The 20,687-nt window shown below is 65.9% G+C and carries 18 protein-coding genes and 4 tRNA genes; 5 read left to right on the forward strand and 17 right to left on the reverse strand.

Translation table 11 applies throughout. From position 1 onward, the window contains the following. Nucleotides 1–154: 154 nt before the first annotated feature. The gene (locus FA90_RS04200) at nucleotides 155–601 is read left to right on the forward strand and encodes a hypothetical protein (protein ID WP_156116576.1); all 447 of its coding nucleotides are present in this window, start codon (nucleotides 155–157) and stop codon (nucleotides 599–601) included. 241 nt (nucleotides 602–842) lie between these two features. Next, a complete protein-coding gene (locus FA90_RS26180; protein ID WP_156116577.1) occupies nucleotides 843–1,034 on the forward strand; it encodes a hypothetical protein in 192 nt (63 codons plus the stop codon). Nucleotides 1,035–1,269: 235 nt separating this feature from the next. Here FA90_RS26180 and FA90_RS27475 read toward each other — a convergent pair whose 3' ends face one another. From FA90_RS27475 to FA90_RS25480, 8 genes are all read right to left on the reverse strand, one after another. After that, on the reverse strand, nucleotides 1,270–1,455 hold the full coding sequence (locus FA90_RS27475) for an N-acetylmuramidase domain-containing protein (protein ID WP_081933632.1): 186 nt from the start codon (nucleotides 1,453–1,455) through the stop codon (nucleotides 1,270–1,272). Next, nucleotides 1,452–2,159 carry an N-acetylmuramidase domain-containing protein gene (locus tag FA90_RS04205; protein WP_081933633.1) on the reverse strand — a complete coding sequence of 236 codons (708 nt, stop codon included), beginning with the start codon at nucleotides 2,157–2,159 and terminating at the stop codon, nucleotides 1,452–1,454. Before FA90_RS04205 ends, FA90_RS27475 begins: the two co-directional genes overlap by 4 nt. Before the next feature lie 29 nt (nucleotides 2,160–2,188). Further along, on the reverse strand, nucleotides 2,189–2,554 hold the full coding sequence (locus FA90_RS26185) for a M15 family peptidase (protein ID WP_156116578.1): 366 nt from the start codon (nucleotides 2,552–2,554) through the stop codon (nucleotides 2,189–2,191). A gap of 10 nt (nucleotides 2,555–2,564) precedes the next feature. Then, nucleotides 2,565–2,816: a hypothetical protein gene (locus FA90_RS04215; RefSeq protein WP_036166261.1), complete on the reverse strand. Its 252-nt coding sequence runs from the start codon at nucleotides 2,814–2,816 to the stop codon at nucleotides 2,565–2,567. Between the two features lie 77 nt (nucleotides 2,817–2,893). Beyond that, the gene (locus tag FA90_RS04220; protein ID WP_156116579.1) at nucleotides 2,894–3,178 is read right to left on the reverse strand and encodes a hypothetical protein; all 285 of its coding nucleotides are present in this window, start codon (nucleotides 3,176–3,178) and stop codon (nucleotides 2,894–2,896) included. 467 nt (nucleotides 3,179–3,645) lie between these two features. Next, nucleotides 3,646–4,659 (reverse strand): diguanylate cyclase domain-containing protein, encoded by a 1,014-nt coding sequence (locus tag FA90_RS04225; protein WP_036166265.1) that lies wholly within the window; start codon nucleotides 4,657–4,659, stop codon nucleotides 3,646–3,648. Nucleotides 4,660–4,805: 146 nt separating this feature from the next. Continuing rightward, complete coding sequence (locus FA90_RS04230; RefSeq protein ID WP_239700530.1) at nucleotides 4,806–7,856, reverse strand: ATP-binding protein; 3,051 nt, start codon at nucleotides 7,854–7,856, stop codon at nucleotides 4,806–4,808. A 219-nt stretch (nucleotides 7,857–8,075) separates the two neighbouring features. Next, nucleotides 8,076–8,879, reverse strand: a complete 804-nt coding sequence (locus FA90_RS25480) for a response regulator (protein WP_239700531.1) — start codon at nucleotides 8,877–8,879, stop codon at nucleotides 8,076–8,078. A 442-nt stretch (nucleotides 8,880–9,321) separates the two neighbouring features. Here FA90_RS25480 and FA90_RS04240 point away from each other — a divergent pair, with 442 nt between their 5' ends. After that, nucleotides 9,322–9,927 carry a YfiR family protein gene (locus FA90_RS04240; RefSeq protein WP_156116580.1) on the forward strand — a complete coding sequence of 202 codons (606 nt, stop codon included), beginning with the start codon at nucleotides 9,322–9,324 and terminating at the stop codon, nucleotides 9,925–9,927. Further along, a complete protein-coding gene (locus tag FA90_RS04245; protein ID WP_081933634.1) occupies nucleotides 9,924–11,816 on the forward strand; it encodes an ATP-binding protein in 1,893 nt (630 codons plus the stop codon). The genes FA90_RS04240 and FA90_RS04245 overlap by 4 nt, the downstream gene beginning before the upstream one ends. A 22-nt stretch (nucleotides 11,817–11,838) precedes the next feature. Here the strand turns inward: FA90_RS04245 and FA90_RS04250 are convergent, their stop codons facing one another. The 6 genes from FA90_RS04250 to FA90_RS04275 all read right to left on the reverse strand — a co-directional run bounded on the left by FA90_RS04250 (nucleotide 11,839) and on the right by FA90_RS04275 (nucleotide 13,619). Continuing rightward, nucleotides 11,839–12,096 carry an N-acetyltransferase gene (locus FA90_RS04250; protein ID WP_307172377.1) on the reverse strand — a complete coding sequence of 86 codons (258 nt, stop codon included), beginning with the start codon at nucleotides 12,094–12,096 and terminating at the stop codon, nucleotides 11,839–11,841. A gap of 45 nt (nucleotides 12,097–12,141) precedes the next feature. Beyond that, nucleotides 12,142–12,408 carry a hypothetical protein gene (locus FA90_RS04255; RefSeq protein WP_036166269.1) on the reverse strand — a complete coding sequence of 89 codons (267 nt, stop codon included), beginning with the start codon at nucleotides 12,406–12,408 and terminating at the stop codon, nucleotides 12,142–12,144. A 362-nt stretch (nucleotides 12,409–12,770) separates the two neighbouring features. Then, nucleotides 12,771–12,847 (reverse strand) — tRNA-Arg (locus tag FA90_RS04260). Nucleotides 12,848–13,100: 253 nt separating this feature from the next. Further along, nucleotides 13,101–13,177, reverse strand: a tRNA-Arg gene (locus FA90_RS04265). 157 nt (nucleotides 13,178–13,334) lie between these two features. After that, nucleotides 13,335–13,411: transfer RNA gene (locus FA90_RS04270), tRNA-Arg, on the reverse strand. A gap of 131 nt (nucleotides 13,412–13,542) precedes the next feature. After that, a tRNA-Arg gene (locus tag FA90_RS04275) sits at nucleotides 13,543–13,619 on the reverse strand. 107 nt (nucleotides 13,620–13,726) lie between these two features. Here FA90_RS04275 and FA90_RS04280 point away from each other — a divergent pair. Further along, nucleotides 13,727–17,716 carry a two-component regulator propeller domain-containing protein gene (locus FA90_RS04280; RefSeq protein WP_081933636.1) on the forward strand — a complete coding sequence of 1,330 codons (3,990 nt, stop codon included), beginning with the start codon at nucleotides 13,727–13,729 and terminating at the stop codon, nucleotides 17,714–17,716. 15 nt (nucleotides 17,717–17,731) lie between these two features. Here the strand turns inward: FA90_RS04280 and FA90_RS04285 are convergent, their stop codons facing one another. The 3 genes from FA90_RS04285 to FA90_RS04295 all read right to left on the reverse strand — a co-directional run bounded on the left by FA90_RS04285 (nucleotide 17,732) and on the right by FA90_RS04295 (nucleotide 20,511). Next, nucleotides 17,732–18,685, reverse strand: a complete 954-nt coding sequence (locus tag FA90_RS04285; RefSeq protein WP_036166272.1) for a D-2-hydroxyacid dehydrogenase — start codon at nucleotides 18,683–18,685, stop codon at nucleotides 17,732–17,734. A 99-nt stretch (nucleotides 18,686–18,784) separates the two neighbouring features. Continuing rightward, nucleotides 18,785–19,090: a hypothetical protein gene (locus FA90_RS04290; protein WP_036166275.1), complete on the reverse strand. Its 306-nt coding sequence runs from the start codon at nucleotides 19,088–19,090 to the stop codon at nucleotides 18,785–18,787. A gap of 122 nt (nucleotides 19,091–19,212) precedes the next feature. Next, entirely contained in the window at nucleotides 19,213–20,511 is a 1,299-nt protein-coding gene (locus tag FA90_RS04295) for a M20/M25/M40 family metallo-hydrolase (protein WP_036166278.1), read from the reverse strand. Between the last annotated feature and the right edge of the window lie 176 nt (nucleotides 20,512–20,687).

Below are 20,687 nucleotides of genomic sequence, written 5' to 3' on the forward strand. Positions count from 1 at the left end.
ACGCGGCGTAAAACATGAAAAACCAATCGTGCGCGCTTGTCGGGCAAGCATGGTACGGTGTCGCACATACGTTGTTGGAACGTTATGAGATAGTGAACACGTTCCTGGTTCCACGCGTCGAATGGAAGGCAGGCGCCAACTTGAAAGGGCAGACATGAATATTCAAATTATCCTGAACGATACCCATCACAACAAGAACTTTCGCGATCTGATCAACGAGCCGGTCACGGCGCTGCGCGGCGTGAGCGAACAGCAGGCCGATGCGCTGCGCGAGGCGTTTGGCATCCATACCATCGCCGAGCTGGCCAGCCTGCGCGCGGTCAAGCTGGCGCGCGCCATCCGCGTGATGGCCGACGCCGAAACCGACCCGATCGGCGACGTGGCCAAGGAAAAGCTGCTCGACGACGCCGTCGAAATGACGTTCCCCGCCAGCGACCCGCTGTCGGTCGACGCCGGCATCACCCGCATCGAAGTGCCGCCGGAAAAAGTGGACGCCAGCAGCGACCACCAGCATGCCACCGCGATCGAGGCGCACAATGAGGAAACCGTCGGTACCCGTGCACTGGGCCCGGGCGGCGACAAGAAAGCCGGCGAGGCCTGAGCCCCCGACGCCGTAGCATTCCTGCTTTGAATGAGAGCGCAGCCGCTTGGTTGCGCTCTTTTTATTTCCCGGAATGTGCAACGGCCCTTTTTCCACGAGCGAAGTCACTCCCGCAACGATCAGCGCAATAAGCGCAAAAGCGTATGCAACGCCCGAGCCAAGAAACAGTCGGATTGCCCGGCCTTCCATGCGTCTGTAGTCGAGCCTTGGTTCGTAGGCAGCGATGCCGGCAGGAGTCGTCATGAGCGCAAGCCCGGCGCCACATGCCACGAGCGCGGCTAACAATAATACCCAGCAAACGATCATTGTACTGAGCGGCACGAGCGTGGCTTTTCCCACGTCGACGATCTTCTCGGAAAACGTGATCGATGCAAGCAAAGAGGCGGAAATCAGCGTTAAAAACGTCTTTGCAAGATCCTTCGATTCCGCATAGTCTTTTCCTAGAAAAAGATCGGCCTTGTTCCCGATGCAGGCATCAAACCGTGGGTGGTGCCATGGGATTCCAGTACCACTGTCGAAGCAATAGGACACTTTTGTGAGTGGGGTGAACCATTGAAGGATTATGAATTTTATCGTCCATCCAGTGCCAGCAAGAATTAACGCCGCAACACCAATCTTCCAGACATTTTCATCGCACCCCCCGGCGCGGGCCTCATCGTGTCATGGCATCATGCCGCAGCTTTCGCTTTGTATTCCTGATACGCGTGCCGCAGCTTATCGTCGTAGGCATTCGCCCGGTAGCGCGATCCGTTGTAAACGTAAGCGAAGCGCGCCCAGTTTTTGTCGCGCAGCACATCAGCCAATGAGGTGTTGCCTATTTTGGTGGCTTTAAGAAAGTAGCAAAACGCGTTCAAATGTTCACGTTCATGCGCTTTCTACTTGCCATCCAGGGTGTTCCAGTGATATCCCATGATCTGGAATAAGCCCAGGACGCCGACTCCAAGGCAGCGGACCGATCGATGATTTTCGCGCGTCGCAACCGTTCGCGCTCATGGGCAGCATTGCCGTAATAGGCCTTGGTCCAGGCTGGATAAAGAATATCGGCGTTGCCCGCTAAAAACTTTTCCGGATTGATTCCGCGCGCCTGCAGGCGCTTCCAGAAAACATGACCTTCAAACAGTATCTTCGGGTAATCGCCAGTAAAGCCGTGTCCGGCTGATTCGACCTTGTAGACGGCTTTTAATAGCGGGACTTCGATTTCAAGAAGTTTCGCGCCGCTTTCCAGATCCGCATCGCTCAACCAGCGGTGATTGGCCTGGACTGCGTTCCCGGTCAATGCGGCGTCAAGCTGAGTCCAGGTCTTTGCCCCGACGATGCCATCCACGACCAAGCCGTTGTCGCGTTGAAAAATTTCTACTGCCGACTCCGTTGCCTGGTCGAACTCTCCGCCAGTGTTGGCCAGGCGCTTTAACCGCACCAGCTTTTCCTGCAGGAGCAGGACCGCGCTGCGATCAAGGCGGTCGTCGCACTGCAAGACCGGTAATTCGCCAGGGGGCCAAGCTGATGTCACGGCGGCAGAACGTTCCGGCGTCGAAACGGCGACCGTGTCGAGTGTCACTGGGGGTGGTTCCAGCGTGGATGCTGTGCTCAGCGGCCAGGGCCGAGATCACGCTCGAAACGAGGCGTTTCGGTTGCGGCCCCTTCGCGATGGCCACCCCATCGATTACGAGGATCCAGGTCTTCCCAGGCTTTACCGATCTCTTCAAGACGATCAACTGAAGTCACCAATTGCAGATGGTCCGACTCGTCGAGGAAGAAATAGAGGTCGATAGCACATTGACGCAGGTGCATATCGTCCATTGTTTCGCTACGGTGGCTGCGCAAGTACATCGATTGGGTTTCGGCCGAACGCCCCAACTCGCCGGCGGTCACGACATAGTTTTTAGCATCGGCGAAGTCGAGAAGCTTCCGGATGTCCTTCAGGAATGCCGCTTGCTCGTGAATTAAGCTCATTGCAAGCCTCTTAACCTTTGGACTTGTCGAGTTCCGCGCTGAGTATGTCGGTCTTCTTCGCGCTGCTCTGCGAGCTGCCGAAAAAGTAGCCAAGAATCTGTGTCAGGGCGGCCGACAAAACACCAAGCACATATACGACAATGTCCCGCTGTACTTGATTCAATCTGCTCTGGAAGATGATGTGTCCAGCCGTATCGACAGCACACTTTTGATTAACCTCAACGCAAACCTCGCCGGCAAGCCAGACGGACAGCATGAACAAGACGAAGCAGCCTACGACGACAAAGGCAGCCAGCCCCGGCTGAATTGCTTTGGCATACCATGGTGCTGTTCAACTCATCAGCACTGCCGTATTTCCGATCGCGCATTCTGCACATCGGCGAGGTACGCTTTTGTCTTTTCGAGACCCAGTTTATTATTTTCAAGCTGGAGCTTCAGTAATTTTTCTTCATGCTCCAGCTGAAACTGCAGCAACTTGTCCTTGTCCTCGCTGCTCAGTGCTGTTTTATTCTCATCGAGCTTGACGCCGGTTTTTTCTTCGACCCATCCCGTCCCCTTGACCATTGCCGCACTGGCAATCAAGCAGAAACCATAACGCACGAGTGCTGCAACGATTGGTGCCATGGCAGTTTCCCTGTTGACCTTGGTTATCGAGGACTGCAATGCATGTGACTCACTCAACGTTCTTGGACAGCGCCCTCGGACGAGAATTCCAGGAACCGTGCCCGGACGGTGCGCCGACTCGTCGTCGCTGACCTCGACGCGCGTGCGAGAACGGACCAGGCCAGGGCAGCGTGCGTACGGCAGACAATCCGGCGCCAGCCCGGCCGGCCCGGTATGCACGGCCGGGGAGACCGGCGCAGCAACGGGTAACCGTGTACGAATGCCAGGTCGCCATGACCGGCAGTGATGGCGTCGCCGCTGGCCGGGGTGCAGCGCCAGTTCGACGTCGACGTGTCCGTCCAGCGCGCGGGCGCACTTGGAACGTCACGTCGATGGGCGTGACGCTCGATGTAACGCCGGATGGCCGGAGCGCACGCAAAAACGCCCACGCGAAGATGGGCGTTTCATGCAGCCGGGAAGCGCGCGGTTCAGCGATGCTGCGCCAGTTCCGCCGGCGGCGTGCTGCTGGGCGTCGGCATCGGCGGCTTGACCGCAAGGGCGGCCTGGCGCGCGGCGCTGCCGTTGGCGCAGTAGCGGTTCTTGCCGGAGCGCTTGGCTTCGTACAGCGCGTAGTCGGCGATGCTGATCAGGTCGGCCACGCTTTCGGCGTCGTCGGGATACAGGCTGATGCCGATACTGGTCGACAGCTGCAGCGTCAGGTCGTTGACGAAGAAGGGCTCGGACAGCGCCTCGACCAGCTTTGCCGCCGGCCCTTGCGCGTCGGGCAGGCTGTGCACGTCGCCCAGCAGCACGATGAATTCGTCGCCGCCCAGGCGCGCTACCGTGTCTTCCTTGCGCGAGTTCGACAGCAGGCGCTGCGACACCATCTTGAGGATCTCGTCGCCGTAGGCATGGCCGTAGGTGTCGTTGATCGCCTTGAAGCCGTCCAGGTCGAGATACATGACCGCAGCCTTGTGGTGGTTGCGGTTGGCGTGCTGCAGCGCGGTCTCGATGCGGTCTTCCAGCAGCCGCCGGTTGGGCAGGCCGGTGAGGGCGTCGTGCAGCGCCAGCTCCTGCTGGGCGCGGCTGTACTGGGCCAGTTCCTTGTACAGCAGGCGCACTTCGAGCATGTTGTGGATGCGCTTGTGCACTTCCAGCAGGTCGAAGGGCTTGCTGATGAAATCGCGTGCGCCGGCTTCGAGCGCGGCGATCTTGAAGCTCGGCTGGGCCGTCAGGGCCAGTACCGGCAGATAACCGCCTTGCTCGATTTCCTTCAATCCCTTCATCACCTGGAACCCGTTCAAGCCGGGCATCTGCAGGTCGAGCAGGATGAGGTCGTAGTTGTGTTCGCGATGCAGCGGGCAGACTTGTTCTGGAAGCATCGTCGAACTGACGTCGGTGTAGCCTTCTTCGCGCAATATCTCTTCCATCAATTCGATATTGTCGGGCGAATCGTCCACTACCAGGATCTTCGCGTTCAGGATGTCTTGTCGGCTAGGCATGCGTACTCTCGTGAAATCAAGGCCGGAGCGCTTTGGTGGGAAAAGCAACAACTCTCGGCTCAGCGCAACATATTTAGTCTAACAAAACCTTAAGAATTTCTTGTAGGACAGCGCCGCGTGGTGGAGTAGGAGCATCAATGATGACACTACAAGCTGCCATTGCGGCCCAGTCCAGGCGTGCCGGCGCGCTGCACCAGCGGCGCCGCCGGCGCCACGATCGACGCCACGGTGGCGATCAATTCGCTTGGTTCGACCGGTTTCGAGATGTGCGCCGAGAACCCGGCCTCGAGCGCACGCAGCCGGTCTTCCGAGCGCGCGAATGCGGTCAAGGCGATCGCCGGCACCTGGCCACCCTCGCTGCGCTCCAGCCGGCGCACCCAGTCGAGCAGCTCGAAGCCGTCGACGTCGGGCATGCCGAGGTCGGTGATCAAGAGCGTGGGCACGGCCTGGCGCAACTGCTCCATGGCGTCGCGCGCGCTGGCGGCGATGCGCACCGTCGCGCCGCAATCCCCCAGGATGCGCTTGATCAGCTCGCGGTTGTCGCGGTCGTCGTCGACCACCAGCACGTTGATGCCGGACAGGTCGCGCACCACCGGTTCCGCCGGGCTGGGCGCGGCGCTGCGGATCATCGCGGCGCGCGCACGGGCGGCGGCCGTGCTCGGCTGCTGCTTGGCCAGCGGCAACTCGATCGTGAAGCTCGCGCCCTGGCCTTCGCCGGCGCTTTCGGCGCGCACGGTGCCGCCATGCTGCTCGATCAGGTGCTTGACGATCGCCAGGCCCAGGCCGAGGCCGCCGTGGCGGCGGGTCATCGAGGCGTCGGCCTGGCGGAAGCGCTCGAACACGTGGGTGATGAATTCCGGCTTGATGCCCACGCCGTTGTCGCGCACCGTGACGGTCACGTTGGCGTCGTTGCGGCCGACCTCGATCGTGACCTGGCCGCCGCGCGGGGTGAACTTGATCGCGTTCGACAGCAGGTTCCAGACCACCTGCTGCAGGCGTGCCGGGTCGCCGGCCACCACGCCGGGATCCTCGGCGTAATGCTTCTCGATGCGGATGTCCTTGGCGTCGGCCGCGGGACGCACGGTCTCGATGGCGGCGTCCACGAAGGTGGCCGGGGCCGTGATCTGCATGTCGAGCATGACCTTGCCCGAGGTGATCCGGCTCATGTCGAGCAAGTCTTCGATCAGCTGGGCCTGCGCGCGCGCATTGCGCTCGATCGTCTGCAGGCCTTTCTGGAAGTCGTTCTGGTCGCGTCCGCCGCGCCGCAGCACCTGGGCCCAGCCCAGGATCGCCGACAGCGGCGTGCGCAACTCGTGCGACAGCGTCGACAGGAACTCGTCCTTCATCTGGCTGTTGCGTTCGGCGTCCTGGCGCGCATTGCGCTCGCTCTCGAGCAGCACCTTGCGCTCTTCTGCGGCGCGCTGGGCGGCTTCGTACAGGCGCGCGTTGTCGATCGCGACCGCGGCCTGGGCGGCGATGCCGCGCACGATGCGCTCGGTGCGATCCGTGAAGACGCCCGGTTCCGGATGGCCGAAGAACATCGTGCCCAGCACTTCGCCCGAGGGCGCCGCCACCGGCACCGCCAGGTAGCTGCGCACCGGCGGATGGCCGGTCGGCGCGGCCAGCGGCAGGGCGCCCTGGAAGCGCGGATCGTGCAGCACGTCGCTCGAGCGGACCAGGACCGCGCCGCCGCTCGCGGGCAACGGGCCGAACAGGCCGTTCGCGCCGCCTTCGCCGAACGGTTCGAATTCGGCCGGGCTGGCGCCGGACACCGTGAACAGCGTGAACATCTTGCCGTCGTTGCCGTCATTGCCGTCGGCGCCGGCCTCGCGTCCGTGGTACAGGAAGGCGCCGTGGCGCGCGCCGGCGACGCCGGTGGCCGCTTCGGCGGCCGACTGCAGCAGCGAGCGCAGGTCGCGCGTCGAGGCCAGCGCGCTGCCGGTGCTGTTGAGCAGCTCGAGCACGTGCGACTCGTCGCGCAGCGCCTGCTCGGCGCGCTTGACCTGGTCGACGTCGGTGTTGGTGCCGAACCAGCGCAGCACGCGGCCGTGGCGGTCGCGCACCGGATTGACGCGTGTCAGGAACCAGCGGTAGCTGCCGTCGGCGGCGCGGATCGGGTATTCCATCTCGAACGGATCGCCGGTGCGGATCATGGTCTCCCAGCGCTCGACCACCACCGGCAGCACGCTCGGCTCGACGGTCAGGTGCCAGCCGGCGCCGACCACCTGGTCGGGCGTGGTGCCGGTGTACTCGAACCAGCGTTCGTTGAACCAGACGATGGCGCCGTCGGCCTGCGCCATCCAGGCCAGCTGCGGGATCGTGTTGGCCAGCGCGCGCAGCACTTCCTCGCTCTGGCGCAGCGTGTCCTCGGCGCTCTTGCGCGGGCTGATGTCCTGGGCCACGCCGGTCATGCCCAGCACGGCGTCGCGGCGCGCCTGGTCGGCATAGTCGGCGCGGCCGACCAGCGCGATCCAGCGCGCGTCGCGGCCGTCGTTCGGAATGCGGCATTCGAGTTCGAGGTCGCTCTGGTCGGCGAAGGCTTGCAGCACGGCGCGGCGCACGCTTTCGCGTTCGGCCGGATCGAGCCGGGCGCGCAGATCGGCCCAGGGCAGCGGCGTCTCGGCCGCCAGGCCGAACATCTCGGCCGCGCGCCGGCCCAGCACCACGCTGTCGCTGGCCGCGTCCCAGCGCCAGTCGCCCAGGCGTCCGGCGGCCAGCGCCACCTGCAGGCGGTCGTTGCCCTGCACCAGCGCCTGCTGGTCGGCCTTGCTGCGGCTGATGTCCTGCACATACAGCGTCAGGCCGTCCGGCGTGGGGTGCACGCGCGCCTCGAACCAGCGCTCCAGCGCCGCATAGAAGAATTCCTGCTGGGCCGCGTCGCCGCTGTCCATCGCGCGCCGGAAGCTGGCTTCCATCGGCGTGCCGCGCAGCTGCGGGACGGCTTGCCACAGATCGCATCCGATCAGGTCGGCGCGGGTCTTGTGCAGCGGCGCCAGCATCTCGAGCGCGCGGCCATTGATGTAAGTGATGCGCCATGCATGGTCGAGCGCGCAAAAGCCGTCGCTCAGGCTCTCCAGCATGTTTTCCATGCGCGCGGTGGCCTGGGCCAGCGCCGCGCGCGCCGCGTTCAGTTCGGACGCGGCGTCGGCGCCGGACACGCCGGCAGCGGGACGGGGCTGGCCGTATTCCTCGCTCACGGCCCCTCCTTGATGACGGCCGCGCGTGCGCGTGCGTGCGTGGCAGGGTGAGCGGGTTGGCTCGAGTGCGGGAAGTTCCCGATGAAGGATTGCGTCATTGTTCGTAGGACCGGGCGCGCCGGCGCCGCGCCCGGAGATTCCAGGCTCGTGCGCGCGGCAAGGCTTGCGCCGATTCTAGCCCAGCCCGAGCGGTTTGATGCACACCGTTGCCCCATCCTGTCAGGCGCGCACTGCCAGCTGCCGCGCAGCCGCGTCCAGCGCTTGCTGGAGCTGGTCGAGCTCGTAGGGTTTTTGCAGCGAGAGGTAAGGAAACTCGACATGGCGCAGCAGGGTGTCGCCATAGCCGGAAGCAAAGATCACTTGCATCGTCGGCGCATCGGCCACCGCGCGCCGCGCCAGGTCGACGCCGGACATGCCGGGCAGGCTGACGTCGGTGAACAGCACGTCGTAGCGGTTGGCGGCCAGGCGCGCCAGCGCATCGTCCGGATGGCCGACGCCGTCCGCCTCGTGGCCGAAGGCGCGCAGCATCTCGCACACCAGGTATTGCGAATCGAGATTGTTCTCGACCACCAGGATGTGCAGCGGGCCGCCGGCGTCCTGGGTGTCGGCCAGCGTGGGCTGGGCCGCGGCCAGCGCGCACATCACGCCGGCCACGCGGCCATCGGACGCGCGCACCGGCGTCAAATACAGGTCGTAGGCATCGGCGCCGGCGCCGGCGAAGTGCAGGTCGCGCCCAGCGGCGATGGCCGATTCGCCCTGCCAGGCGCGCTGCAGGGCTTCGCCGGCAGCCGCCAGCGGCGGAGGCATGACCGGCGGCACATTCCCGCCCGGCAGCTTGCCGTAGGCCGGGCCGGCCAGCGCGGCATAGCTTTCGTTGAACAGCACCGTCATCTCGCTGCCCCACACCAGCAGCATCGGCAGCGGTGTGTTGAACAGCAGGTCGGCCGTGAGGCGCAGTGCATGCGGCCATGCGCCGGGATCGCCCAGCCGGGAAGTGGACCAGTCGTAGGCGCTGGAAGACATTGCAGGCTTACCGGAGGACATCATGGCGCGTTTGTATATGTTATCGAAACGAAAAGAAGATCAATCGTACACGAAAACGCGCGGGGAGGGCGACACGACTGCCGCGGGCGCACCTCCTCGATATTTACTCATAGCAATGTGCGCAGGCAAAAAAAAGCCCGCTACGGGAGCGGGCTGAATCTATCCTTGGAGGAGAATAGAGGAGACAGGAATCATAATGCTGCATCGCAAAATAAAACGCCAATTTAGAATTGCAATGACCATCATTGGTTTCTTAAATGGCACAGCGTGTTGTACAAGTGGCGCGCACGCTTGGTGCACAAAAGAAAATGTTCTACGATAGCAAAATGTTGAGAAATGTCCCGCCTTCGTCGCGCTGCCCTGCCGCGCCACGATCCACTTTTGCGCACGCCGCCTCCGTTTCCCGATCGCGATCCCGCCGATGCAGCGTCAATTGAATCCCGCTGCGCCGCGGCGCCTGCGCTGTCGCATGGCCGGCTTCGCGATCGCCTTCGCCGCCTCGGTGTGGCTGCAGGGCGGGGCGGCGAGCCCGGCCTCGGCGCAGAACATGGCGTCCAGCACCTCGCTCGAGCGCCGCGTGAAGGCCGCCTTCCTGTATAAATTCCTGGGCTACGCCGAGTTCCCGCAGGGCGCGTTCGCGGACGCCGGCGCACCCCTGGTGATCGGCGTGCTCGATGCCGACGACCTGGCGGCCGAACTGGCGCGCGTGGTGGCCGGACGCACGGTGGGCAACCGCGCGGTCGTGGTGCGCGTGCTGCGCGAAGGCGAGGGCGCGGTGCCGGTGCACATGCTGTTCGTCGGCGGCTTCGAAGGCGCGCGCGTGGCGCGCCTGCTGCGCCAGAGCGGGGGCATGCTGGTGGTCACCGAGTGCGACGGCGGCCTGCCGCCGGGCAGCGCGATCAATTTCCGCATCGTGGACGAGCGAGTACGGTTCGACGTCGCCCTCGATGCGGCCGAACGTAATGGCATCAAGCTGAGTTCGCGGCTCCTGACGGTCGCGAACCGTGTGCAGAAAGGGGCGCAATGATGGGCTTGCGCGACAGCGGCACGGTCCGCGACAAACTGATTCTGATGGCGGTGTCGACCACCCTGGCGGCGCTGGTGGCGGCCGCGCTGGCGATGCTGCTGGTCGACCTGCGCGCCTTCCAGCGCTACTGGACCGACGACCTGATGACCCAGGCCGACATCATGGCGCGCGTGACCGCCCCGGCGCTGGCCTTCAACGACAACGAGAGCGCGCGCCAGAACCTGGCGGTGCTGCGCGTGCGCCCGCAGATCCTGGCGGCGGCGATCTACACCAGCGCCGGCACCCGTTTCGCCTCGTATGCGGCGGTCAAGGATGCGCGCTTCCCCGAGCATCCCGAGGCGTCGGGCTACCGCATCGAAGGCGGCGAGGTGGCGGTGTTCCGCAATATCGTCGAGAACGGCGAGCTGGTCGGCACGGTCTACCTGCGCTCGCGCTACGGCCTGTTCGAGCGCCTGCTCGGCTATGGCGCGATTCTGCTGGCGGTGATGCTGGGCGCGCTGGCGGTGGCGTATTTCGTGGCCGCGCGCCTGCAGGCCGGGATCACCCGGCCGATCGAAGCGGTGACCAGTGTCGCGCGCCAGGTGATGCAGCGGCGCGACTTCAGCCTGCGCGTGCCCGGCAAGGAAAGCGGCGAGATCGGCTTGCTGGTCGACGCCTTCAACGACATGCTGGCCGAGATCGGCCGCCGTTCGCACGCGCTGCAGGAAGCCAACAGCACGCTCGAGCACGAGATGGAAGTGCGCCAGCGCGCCGAGGAACTGCTGCGCCTGGCCGACCGCCGCAAGGACGAGTTCCTGGCCACGCTGGCGCACGAGCTGCGCAATCCGCTGGCGCCGATCCGCACCGGCCTGGACATCCTGCGCCTGCGCAGCGGCGACGCCGCCGCCACCCAGCGCGCGACCGACATCATGGAACGCCAGCTGCGCCAGATGGTGCGCCTGGTCGACGATTTGCTGGACGTCTCGCGCATCAACACCGGCAAGTTCACGATCAAGAGCGGCCGCGTCGAGCTCAAGGCGGTGGTCAACGACGCCTTGGAAGTGGTGCGTCCGACCATCGAGCTGCACGGCCACGAGCTGGAGATCGACTTGCCGGACCGCCCGGTGTTCCTCAACGGCGACGCCACGCGCCTGGCGCAGATACTGTCCAACCTGCTCAACAACGCCGCCAAGTACACCAACCGCGGCGGGCGCGTCAGCCTGAAGGCGACGGTCGAGGACCGCACGCTGGTGCTGGTCGTGCTCGATACCGGCATCGGCATCGCGCCCGACATGCTCGATACGGTGTTCGAGATGTTCGTGCAGGTCGATTCGACGCTCGAGCGCTCGACCGCCGGCCTGGGCGTCGGCCTGTCGCTGGCGCGCAAGCTGGTCGAACTGCACGGCGGCGTGATCGAAGCGCACAGCGCCGGCCTGGGCCACGGCAGCCAGTTCGTGGTGCGCCTGCCGATCGTGGTCGAGCCGGAGATGCCGGCCAAGCCGACCCCGGCCGCCTTCATCAGCGCCGAGACCTACCGCATCCTGCTGGCCGACGACAACGTCGACTTCGTCAACAGCATCGGCGCGTTGCTCACGGCGATGGGGCACAGCGTGGTCATCACCCACAACGGCCGCGATGCGCTGGCCGCGGCGCGGCGCTTCTGCCCGGACTACGCCTTCCTCGACATCGGCCTGCCGCAGATGTCCGGCTACGACCTGGCGCGCGGCATCCGCGACATCCCGTGCGGCGCGCTGACGATCATGATCGCGGTGACCGGCTGGGGCCAGGAAAAGGACCGCCAGCTGGCCTTCGAGGCCGGGTTCGACCACCACATGGTCAAGCCGGTGCGTTTCGAGCAGATCGAGGAAATCCTCAACAACCGCAGCCTGATCAAGAAGCTGCGTACCTGAGTGGAGGCGCGCGCGCGTCCTTTCAAGCGGACATGCGGCCGTCCGGCGTCCACACCATGGTCTGGACGCGGAGATGCGGATGGCTCGCCAAGGGTTCCCATTCGTCGATGAAGACGAAGCCCTGCTTCAGATAGAAGCCGGCGGCCCTGCCGTTGTCGGGGGAGACGTCGAGGAAAATGCGATCCCGGCCTTGTTGCCGGGCGCGGGCTTTGACGGCCTCGACCAGCCGCTCGGCGATGCCGGCGCCGCGCGCCTGCGGTTCGACCCACATGCCGATCAGGTTGTAGCGCTGGGCGGTTTTTTAAACACCGAGGGCTGAGCGGCTTTACTGATCCTGATGCGCGGCCAGTGGCTGCAGCAACCCGGCGGTACGCGCATCCTGTTGCACGAGCCGGCGCAGCCGGGCGTAGGGCAGGGCTGGCGCGCCATGGCGGCGTCCCAGCAGCGCAAGAAAGCCCAGGCCGGCAAGCATGATCCCATAGGCCTCCAGTTCCGGCAGCTGGGCCGGCATGGGAATCGCGCCCTGCGACGCCGCCGCGGCCGCTATCGATGCGCAGCCCAGGGCAAGCGCGGCAATCCATGATGTCTTCATTGCGGACCTCGCTTATTCGCCAAAGAAAGACCTGCATCGCAATCGCGTGATCACGACGCCGGAAAAGCCATCCTAGCAAAATACCGGCGCAAGCCCAGGGCGCGTAGGCACGCGTGCGCACCTTTCGCGCTGCATGGTTGCAAGCGAAAATTTCTTGCAGGATCCGGGTTGAGCCTCTTATTGGGGACAGCGCAGACAGAATGAGCGGCGCGTTGCTGAAAACGATGCTCGCCGGCAGCTCGTGTCGGTCTGATCCCACATCATGACGGGCTGTTGACTGCGCGGGCCGCGTGCTGATATGACGGACGGACAAAGAAAAATGGCCCAGAAATCGCTTTCTGAGCCATTCGTCCTGAAGAAGTTGGTGCGGCTGGCAGGAATCGAACCCACGACCCCTTGGTTCGTAGCCAAGTACTCTATCCAGCTGAGCTACAGCCGCCCGATGCGCGTATTATAGCTGAGTTTTGCCAGTTGGCAAAGTGTCTTGGTCCAGCGCGAGGGAGCCACCGACCGGCACCGCCGTCCAGCGCCGGGTCAGGTCGGCGATCGCCGCGCGCACGTGGAAGGCTGCGCGAATGCGCAAAAGGACAGCGTACGGCGCGTATTGACTTCGTGGCAAGCATGACGAAAGTACGGCCTGAAAAGAAAAATGGCCCAGAAATCGCTTTCTGAGCCATTCGTCCTGAAGAAGTTGGTGCGGCTGGCAGGAATCGAACCCACGACCCCTTGGTTCGTAGCCAAGTACTCTATCCAGCTGAGCTACAGCCGCCCGAGGCACGCATTATAGCAGCCCTTTTCGGATTGGCAAAGTGTCCGGATTTGCAAAGCTCGGTGCGTCGATGCGTTTGCGGGCAGGGCGCACAAAGCGGCTCGACAAAGAAAAATGGCCCAGAAATCGCTTTCTGAGCCATTCGTCCTGAAGAAGTTGGTGCGGCTGGCAGGAATCGAACCCACGACCCCTTGGTTCGTAGCCAAGTACTCTATCCAGCTGAGCTACAGCCGCCCGAGGCACGCATTATAGCAGCCCTTTCCGGATTGGCAAAGCGCCCCCGTTGCCGAGGCTGGCACGCCCGCGCGATCGGCGAAGGCCAAAACGAAAAAGGCCAGATCTCGCGATCTGGCCTTCGTAATAAGTGGTGCGGCTGGCAGGAATCGAACCCACGACCCCTTGGTTCGTAGCCAAGTACTCTATCCAGCTGAGCTACAGCCGCCCGGAGAGAATTATAGCAGTGGCATCCCGATTGCGAAAGGCTTTATTTATTTCAAACGCATCGAGGCTTCTGGTAGATTAACCAGTGTCTTCCGGAAACTCGAGCATATGTCCTTCCTGTTCCATCCCGCGCAGCGCCGGCCCGCGCCCATCCCGTCTTCCCACCCGCTGCCGACGCACCCAGGCTTGTTCCAGGCGCGGCCGGGATGGCTGACCGGTGCGCTGCTGGCGACGTTGGCGACCTTCGCGACCTTCGCCGTCCTGCTGCTGGCCCTGGCCTGGCCCGGCGCCGCCCACGCCGCTACGCCGCGCACGCTGCGTTTCGAGCGCATCGGCCTGGAAGAGGGTTTGCCGCAGGAATCGGTGAACACCGTCCTGCAGGACCGCACCGGCTTCATGTGGTTCGGCACCCAGGGCGGCCTGGCGCGCTTCGACGGCTATCGCGCGCGCGTGTTCCGCAACGATCCGGCCGATCCGCGCAGCCTGGTCGACAATTACGTCCAGGCGGCTTACGAGGACGATGCCGGGCGCCTGTGGTTCGGCACGCGCGGCGGGCTGGTGCGCTTCGACGCCGCCAGCGAGACCTTCGTGCGCTATCCGCTGGCGTCGACCGGCGAACGCGCCACGCGCAACCCCGCCGTCACGGCGATCGTCGGCGACCGCAACGGCGGACTGTGGATCGGCACCGGCGACGGACTGGTCCACGTCGACCCCGACAGTGGCCGCCTGCGCACCTGGCGCCACGATGGGCGCGACCGCGCCAGCCTGCACGACGACCGCGTCACCGCGCTGGCGCTCGACCCGCGCGGCGCGTTGTGGGTTGGCGCCAGCACCGGACTCGACCGCCTCGATCCCGGGGCCGACCGTTTCGAGCATTTCGAGGTCGGCGCCAACAGCGTGCTGGCGCTGTCGATGGGACCGCGCGACACCTTGTGGATCGGCACCGGCGCCGGCCTCGAGGCCTGGCGCATCGGGGAGGGCGCACCCGAGCGCCGCCGCGTCGGCCCCGAGCAAGGCATGAGCGCGACCCGCGTCGCCAGGCTGTACCATGACCGCGGCAACAACCTCTGGGTCGGTACCGACCTGGAGGGCCTGAAGTGGCGCGACCCGGTCAGCGGGCGCTTCATCGGCTATGCCAACCAGCCGCTCGACCGCCATTCGCTGTCGGACAACCAGGTCAGCGCGATCTGGGTCGACCGCACCGGCACGCTGTGGGTCGGCACCAGCCTGGGCGGCGTCAACCGGGCCGACCTCGCCAGCGGCGGCTTCGAGCGTTTTTCGGCGCTGCCGGGGCAGGACGAACAGGGCGGCGTGCGCAAGGTGCGCACGATCGCCGCCGACACCGATGGCCGCCTGTGGCTGGGCACCGGCGGCACCGGTTTGCTGCACCTGGCGCCGGGCAGCGGCCGGGTCGAGCATTTCCGCCACGACCCGCGCGACCAGGGCAGCCTGCCCGACGATTTCGTCACCGCGCTCAAGCCCGGGCGCGCGCGCCTGTGGGTCGGCACCCCGTCCGGCCTGTCCTGGCGCGACCCGGCCAGCGGACGCTTTACCGCGGTCGCGCTGGGCACCGGCGACCTGGGTGCGGGGGCGACCTACGTCCAGGCTCTGATGCTGGACCACCTCGGACGGCTGTGGGTCGCGACCCGCGGCGGCTTGATCATGCTGGACGCCGACGGCCGCCCGGCGCGCACCTGGCGCCACGACCCACTGGACCCGTCCAGCCTCGGCGAAAACTACGCTTTCGCCCTGCTCGAAGACCGCCACGGTGCAATCTGGGTCGGCACCGAGAACGGCCTGGATCGCCTGGACCCCGCCAGCGGCCGGTTCACCCATTTCCGCCATGAGCCGGGCAACCCGTCCAGCCTGCGCCACAACCGCATCTACGACCTGTACGAATCGGCGCGCGGCGATCTGTGGGTCGGCAGCGCCGGCGGCCTGCACCGGCTCGAGCGGCGCAAGGACGGCAGCGTCGGCTTCGTGCTGTTTCCGGTCGCCGGCGGCGCCGACCAGGGCCCGATCGGCGCGATGCTGGAAGACGACAAGGGACGGATCTGGGCCAGCACCATGGGTGGCCTGACCCGCATCGACCCGGTCACGGCGCGCTTCAAGAACTACAGCGCCAAGGACGGGCTGATCGACGGCACCTTCATCGTCGGCTCGGCCGCGGCCGGGCCGGACGGCGAGCTGCATTTCGGCGGCGTCAACGGGATGACCTCATTCCGGCCCGACGAAGTGCGCGACAACCCCTTTCCGCCGACCGTGATCATCACCGGCTTCCAGGTCTTGAACAGGCCGCGTGCGCTGGTCGGCCAGGCCGGCATGGCGCGCACGGTGGCGCTGTCCTGGCGCGATTCGGTGTTCACGCTGGAGTTCGCTGCGCTGCATTACGCCGATCCGCGCGCCAACCGCTACGCCTACCGCCTGCGCGGCTTCGACCGCGACTGGACCGAGACCGACGCCGGCAAGCGTTTCGCCACCTACACCAACCTCGATCCCGGCAGCTACGTGTTCGAGGTGCGCGCCGCCAACAAGGATGGACTGTGGAGCGAACAGCCGGCCAGGCTGGCGATCACGATCGCGCCGCCGTTGTGGAAGACCTGGTGGTTCCGGCTGGCGACGCTGGCGTGCGTGCTGGGCGGCGGCGCCGGCATCTACCGCTTGCGCGTGCGCGCGCTGGTGCAGCAAAAGGAGCGCCTCGAGCGCCAGGTCGGCATGCGCACGGCCGAACTGGTGCTGCAGAAGGAACACGCCGAGCGGCGCAAGCAGGAAGCCGATGCGCAGAGGGAAGCGGTGGAAGAAGCGCGCCGCAACATCGCGCTGTTGTCCGACTTCGGGCGCGAACTGACCGCCAACCTGGACGGCGAGGCGATCATGGCCAACGTGCACGCCCAGGTGCGCCAGCTGATGGACGCCGACGTGTTCGCGGTCGGCGTGGCGGTGGAAACGGGCCGGGTCGACTATCGCTACGTGATGCGCGGCGGCGTGCGCGCCGAAGCCGCCGATTTTTCCGAGCCCGTGCTGCGCCTGGGCGAGCACTGCCTGGCGACCGGCGAAGAGATGCTGGTCGACGACCTCGCGCTGGAATACCCGCGCTACCTGGGCGATCCCGCGCGCGCGCCGGCCTCGTGCTCGCTGCTGTTCGTGCCGGTCATGGTCGGCGCGCGCGTGCTCTGCATGATCTCGGTGCAAAGCCCGCGCACGAACGCCTACCGCCACGTGCAGCTCGACATGCTGAGCACCCTGGCGGCCTACGTCGGCGTGGCGCTCGACAACGCCGATGCCTACCGGCGCCTGAAGGAGACCCAGGCCCAGCTGGCCGCGAGCGAGAAGCTGGCCTCGCTCGGCGCGCTGGTGGCCGGCGTGGCGCACGAGCTGAACACCCCGATCGGCAACAGCCTCCTGATGGCCAGCACGCTGCACGAAAAAACCGAGACGATGGCGGCGCGCTTCGCCGGCAACCAGCTCAAGAAGTCGGAACTGGAAGCGTGGATCGCCGCCGACCGCGAAGCCACCAGCCTGATCATGCGCAGCCTGCACGCGGCCGCCGACCTGGTCGACAGCTTCCGCCAGGTCTCGGTCGACCAGGGCAGCCGCCAGCGCCGCCGCTTCGACCTGGCGCGCGCCTGCCAGGAAATCGCCGCGACGATGATGAACCAGGTGCGCCGCGCCGGCCACACGCTCGAATTGCGGGTCGGCCCGGACATCCGGATGGACAGCTATCCCGGCCCGCTTGGCCAGGTGCTGATCAACTTCATCAACAACGCGATGCTGCACGCCTTCGATGCGCCGGGCGGACGCATGGCGCTGTCGGCGGTGGAACTGGGCAGCGGCCAGGTGCGCATCCAGTTCGCCGACGACGGCCGCGGCATCCCGGGCGAGCACCTGTCGCGCATCTTCGACCCCTTCTTCACCACGCGCATGGGGCAGGGCGGCAACGGGCTCGGGCTGAACATCGCCTACAACCTGGTCACCACGCTGCTGGGCGGGACGATCCGGGTCGAGAGCAGCCCGGGGCAGGGAACGGTGTTCATCCTCGAGCTGCCGCTGCGCGCGCCGGACACGGCGCCACCGGGCCTGCCGCAGGATGCGGCCTGAGCCTGGACCCCGGGCTCAGACCAGGTTGCTCGGCTTGCCCGCCACCCAGGCCTCGAGGTTATCGACCAGCATGTCGGCCAGCGTCTGCATCGCACCGGCGCTGGCCCAGGCGACGTGCGGGGTCAGCACGAAGTTCGGCAGGCGCAGCTTGAGCAGCGGGTTGTCGGGCGCGGGCGGCTCCTTGCTGAGCACGTCGAAGCCGGCGCCGGCGATCACGCCCTTCGTCAGCGCCTCGGCCAGCGCCGCCTCGTCGACCAGGCCGCCGCGCGCCGTGTTGATCAGGATGGCGTTCCTGCGCATCGTCGCCAGTTCGCGCTCGCCGATCATGTGGCGCGTGGCATCGCTGAGCGGCAGGTGCAGGCTGACCACGTCGGCGATGCGCAGCAGCTCGTCCAGCGGCACCTGCGTTACCTGGGGATCGTCCGCATTGTCGATGCGCGAGCGCGAGTGGACCACGACTTCCATGCCGAAGGCGCGCGCGATCTGCGCCACGCGCCGGCCCAGCGCGCCGTAGCCGACGATGCCGAGGCGGCTGCCGGCCAGGTCGCCGATCGGGTGGTCCAGCAGGCAGAAGCGGGTCGAGCGTTGCCACAGGCCGGCGTCGACGTCGGCGGCATACGCCCGCAGGCTGCGCCGCACCGCCAGCATCAGCGCAAAGGTGTGCTCGGGCACCGAGACCACCGAATAGTCGCGGATGTTGGCTACCGCGATCCCGCGTGCGCGGCAGGCGGCCAGGTCGACGTTGTCGGTGCCGGTGGCGGCCACGGCGATCATCTTCAGCGCGGGCAGCCGGGCGATCGCGTCAAGCCGGATCGGCACCTTGTTGGTGATGGCGATGCTCGCGCCCTGCAGCCGTTCGACCACCTGGTCCGCGCCGGTGGCCGAATAGTCGCGCCAGCGGTGGGCAAAAGCCGGCGGGCGAACGGTGGCGTGGAGGCTGTCGCGGTCCAGAAAAACGATATCGTGCATGGCGGTCGTCGCGGAGGAGGATGGAGCCGCTATTCTAGACGAGCATAAAAAAAGACAGGGCGGACCCTGTCTTTTCGAATCGAGTGGGGCTCGAGCCGATTATTTTGCTGCGTCGGTCTTTTCTGCAGCGGTTGCATCCGCTTTGGCTTTTTCGGTTTTCTTGTGGGCCTTGGCCTTGGTCTTGGAGGCGTCGGCCTTGGCGACGGCGACGTCCGCGTTGGCGTCGGCGGCTTTCTTCTCTACCTTGGCGTCGGCCTTGGCATCTGCCTTGGCTTCCTTGGCTTCGGCCTTGGCGACTTTCTTGTCGGCCTTGGCTTCCGCATGGGTGGCGGGCGCCGTCGTCTGTGCGGCAAAAGCCGAGGTGGCGAACAGGCCGGCGATCAGGGCAGCAGCGATTTTGCTCATGGCGTTATTCCTTCAGGTCAGTTTTTGGTATGTAGCCGGATGTTCCGTGCTACTGGTCCAAAAACGCGCCCCGTCCGCGTTCCGTTGACAGCGTTTTACATCCGCTTACAAAGCGTCTGCGCTCAAGGCGAAACGCGCGCCCCCGCCAGCCTCGCTACCCCCGCCAGCGTGGTCTGCGCCGCGTTCAGCCCCAGCATGAAGTCGTCGTCGCTATAGGTCGAGAACAGGTCCGTCGGCTGGTGCCAGTGCGGGTTCCAGCCGGCGCCGATCTGCTGGCCGCGCTCGTTCTCGCGCAGCGAGATCGACGGGACCAGGTCCATGAACGGCGCCGAGTCGGTGTGGGTCATGTGCGGTCCGACCGTGGCCGGGTAGCGCGATGCGTACCGGTTGTTCGCCGCGTGCAGAACCCAGGCCAGCTTTTGCGAACCCTCCATCTGCTTGGAGTCGGACTGGAACTCGATGTTGACGTCGGCTTCGCGCCGCTGCTGCGCCGGCGGGGCGATCACCTGCCTGCCGTGCGCGTCCAGCACCGGCTTGCCGGCGGCGTCGACCTGCGGCACGGGCATGCCGTGGTCGTACATCATCATGTCGTGCTGGATCATGCCCAGCCAGCGCGGTTCCGGATACTTGCCCGAGCCCTTGGGCGACTCGATGCCCTGCAGGGCCTTGCGCTGCTCGACGTAGGCGGTGGCGCCGTTCAGGCCGGTCTCTTCGTTGTTCCACAACGCGAAGCGGACGGTGCGCTCAAGGCTGACGCCGGGCGCGTTCAGGATGCGCGCCAGCTCCATCACGAGCGCCGTGCCCGAACCGTTGTCGTTGGCGCCTTCGCCATAGCCCAGGCCATCCATGTGGGCGGCGACGATGTACATTTCCTCCGGATGGCTGCTGCCGACCTTGGTGCAATAGACTTCCTCGCGCGGGCCGCCGGCCGGATCGGGCTGCTCGGCGTTCAGCGCGCGCAGGCGCGCGTCGGGCTGGGCCATCGGATCCTTGTTGACGCCGGTCGGTGCGACCGTGCCGAACAGCGTGCTGCCGCCGACGCCGGCCGGGCCGCCGCGCATGCCGCTTTGCGTGGGCGCGCGCGCGCCGGCCACGCGCGGGCCCGGCTTGTACTCGTAACGGATGCGTTCGGTCGCGCAGCCATAGGATTTCAGCTGGGCCTCGATCCAGTCGATCGCCTGGCGGTTGCGCGCGGTGCCTTGCTGGCGGTCGCCGAAGCGGGTCAGTTCCTTGATCGTCGCCTTGTAGCGCGCCAGGTCGAGCTGCCCGACCAGGGTGGCGACCGGATCGGCGGCGGCGTTCGACGCGGTACTCGTCGTCGCACTAGCGGCGGCGCCGGTCTGGGCCAGGGCGGGCAGGGTGGACAGGGCGAGGGCGGCGCCCAGGGCAGCGGGCAGGGCGAGACGTGCGGCAGGCTTCATGGAACCTCTTTGGTCAGGGTGGGAATACGGCGGTATTCAATATAGATGAGATTTGTCGAGCTGGAAACACCCGGCGCACTGCAATCGTGCCAATGTTGACAGCGGGATATTTCAGAACTACGCTGTGGCGGCGCTGCCCGATCCAGGCCGCGACCATCACAACTATCGAAGCCAAG

Origin of the sequence: Massilia sp. 9096, from assembly GCF_000745265.1 — a bacterium.
Taxonomy (GTDB): Bacteria; Pseudomonadota; Gammaproteobacteria; order Burkholderiales; family Burkholderiaceae_D; genus Telluria.

What these genes read in the sequence shown, in the direction of transcription:
- FA90_RS04295 (WP_036166278.1), bottom strand. Translation starts at nt 20,511, where the DNA reads ATGAAGCCTGCCGCACGTCTCGCCCTGCCCGCTGCCCTGGGCGCCGCC.
- FA90_RS04225 (WP_036166265.1), bottom strand. Translation starts at nt 4,659, where the DNA reads ATGCCTAGCCGACAAGACATCCTGAACGCGAAGATCCTGGTAGTGGAC.
- FA90_RS26185 (WP_156116578.1), bottom strand. Translation starts at nt 2,554, where the DNA reads ATGAGCTTAATTCACGAGCAAGCGGCATTCCTGAAGGACATCCGGAAG.
- FA90_RS04220 (WP_156116579.1), bottom strand. Translation starts at nt 3,178, where the DNA reads ATGGCACCAATCGTTGCAGCACTCGTGCGTTATGGTTTCTGCTTGATT.
- FA90_RS04280 (WP_081933636.1), top strand. Translation starts at nt 13,727, where the DNA reads ATGTCCTTCCTGTTCCATCCCGCGCAGCGCCGGCCCGCGCCCATCCCG.
- FA90_RS04245 (WP_081933634.1), top strand. Translation starts at nt 9,924, where the DNA reads ATGATGGGCTTGCGCGACAGCGGCACGGTCCGCGACAAACTGATTCTG.
- FA90_RS26180 (WP_156116577.1), top strand. Translation starts at nt 843, where the DNA reads ATGAGCGCAAGCCCGGCGCCACATGCCACGAGCGCGGCTAACAATAAT.
- FA90_RS04285 (WP_036166272.1), bottom strand. Translation starts at nt 18,685, where the DNA reads ATGCACGATATCGTTTTTCTGGACCGCGACAGCCTCCACGCCACCGTT.
- FA90_RS04290 (WP_036166275.1), bottom strand. Translation starts at nt 19,090, where the DNA reads ATGAGCAAAATCGCTGCTGCCCTGATCGCCGGCCTGTTCGCCACCTCG.
- FA90_RS04240 (WP_156116580.1), top strand. Translation starts at nt 9,322, where the DNA reads ATGCAGCGTCAATTGAATCCCGCTGCGCCGCGGCGCCTGCGCTGTCGC.
- FA90_RS04255 (WP_036166269.1), bottom strand. Translation starts at nt 12,408, where the DNA reads ATGAAGACATCATGGATTGCCGCGCTTGCCCTGGGCTGCGCATCGATA.
- FA90_RS25480 (WP_239700531.1), bottom strand. Translation starts at nt 8,879, where the DNA reads ATGTCTTCCAGCGCCTACGACTGGTCCACTTCCCGGCTGGGCGATCCC.
- FA90_RS04200 (WP_156116576.1), top strand. Translation starts at nt 155, where the DNA reads ATGAATATTCAAATTATCCTGAACGATACCCATCACAACAAGAACTTT.